Annotated in this window: 2 protein-coding genes; both read left to right on the forward strand. The window is 26.6% G+C overall.

Going from position 1 to position 1727, the window contains the following annotated elements; genetic code table 11:
- The first annotated feature begins 335 nt into the window (after nucleotides 1–335).
- Nucleotides 336–773, forward strand: coding sequence for a hypothetical protein (locus ACRDDY_RS07170; RefSeq protein WP_438564274.1), 438 nt, complete (start codon nucleotides 336–338; stop codon nucleotides 771–773).
- 191 nt (nucleotides 774–964) lie between these two features.
- Nucleotides 965–1727, forward strand: a 763-nt coding sequence (locus ACRDDY_RS07175; protein ID WP_438564275.1) for an FAD-dependent oxidoreductase, incomplete at its 3' end; no start/stop codon positions are given.

Below are 1727 nucleotides of genomic sequence, written 5' to 3' on the forward strand. Positions count from 1 at the left end.
TTAATTTCATCAGTATAAATCCAAGGTCTTCCTTGCTCTGCCTTAGCTTTTTTACTTAATTTTTCAAGATAGAATTTAGTAGTCATTAATGACCAGCTCCCTTCAAAATTAATTCTTTTACGATTATATCATAAGTTTAATACTATGATACTTAATTTCAAAAGAAAATGATTGAAGGTACAAAAAGTAATGCTATAAAATTTTATATATTTGTTTATATTACCCAAATATTCATTTTGAGTTCAATTAAAATCTATAATTATCCATTAATATAAAATTATAGATTTTTAATTAGGTGGAAATAGATTTGAAAATGAAGTTTATAGGGAGAGAATATGAAGAAAATAAATGGGATAATTTTAGTTGTCGTAATAGTAGTACTTATAGCTAGTATGACAATACATTACGTGAGATCAGTGGGAACATTTCAAGTTACTTCAAAAAATAATATGGTAACGATTGATAATTTTGAAAGAAATAATAAAGATATTATAAAGATAAATTTAAATCAGATAGAAACAATGGAATATCTTCCAGGATTTATAATTATGTCAAAAGAAAAGAAGGAATATCCATCTAAAGTTGATTTTAATATAGTTAGTTTATCAAGAGGCATGGACAATGTTGAGTTAATTTCCTTAAATAATAAAAGTAGTGGAATTTATATAAAAACAAGTATGGGTGCATATCTTATTTCAGCTAAAACTAAAGAGGAAACATTAAATCTATATAATAATTTAAAGGAAAAAAAAGAATTTAATAAAGTTTATTAATTATTATTTCTATTGAAATTTATCTTGGAAGAATATTTAAAAATGATGGAAGTAGAAGAAGATAACTTAGTAAGTTCTTATATAAAATTAAGTTGGTAAAAAATGTAATAATAATTATTGAAAAATAGTTAGTATTATGAGAAAAAAGATATATAATATACTTAAGAAATTTTTATATAAGGAGAAAAATAATGAAAAGTTTATTTTTATCACAAGAAGCAGATAGATGCTTATTATGCAAAAATCCAAGATGTAAGACAGCATGTCCTATAAATACGCCAATTCCTGAAATAATTAGTTTATATAGAGAAGGGAAAAATGAAGAGGCTGGAAAGATCCTTTTTGAGAATAATCCATTATCAGCAGTTTGTGCAATTGTATGTCCTCATGAAGACCAATGTGCAGGAAACTGTATAAGAGGAATTAAGGGTGAGCCAATTCATTTCTATGAAATTGAAGAAGAGATTTCAGGAGATTATTTAGAAAAGGTTAAGTTTGAAAAAGGATTAAGAACTAAAGATAGTGTTGCTATAATTGGTGGAGGTCCTGCTGGTATAACAATAGCATTCATACTAGCACAAAAAGGATATAAGGTTACTATATTTGAAGCTCATGAAAAGATTGGTGGAGTTTTAAGATATGGAATACCAGAATACAGATTACCAAATTCAATGATTGATTCAATTAGTGATAAGTTAGTTCAATTAGGTGTTCAAATTCGACCTAATATAATGGTAGGCCCAGTTCTAACATTAGATAGATTAATTGAAGATGGATATAAGGCTGTATTTATTGGAACAGGTGTATGGAATGCTAAGAAGTTAAATATAAAAGGTGAAACATTAGGAAATGTTCATTATGCTATTGATTATTTAAAAGCACCAGAAGTTTATGATGTGGGAAAAGTTGTTTGTGTTATAGGAGCAGGAAATGTTGCTATGGATGCAGCTAGAG

It is taken from the genome of Clostridium sp. (assembly GCF_051656525.1).
Taxonomy (GTDB): domain Bacteria; phylum Bacillota; class Clostridia; order Clostridiales; family Clostridiaceae; genus Clostridium.

What these genes read in the sequence shown, in the direction of transcription:
- ACRDDY_RS07170 (WP_438564274.1), top strand. Translation starts at nt 336, where the DNA reads ATGAAGAAAATAAATGGGATAATTTTAGTTGTCGTAATAGTAGTACTT.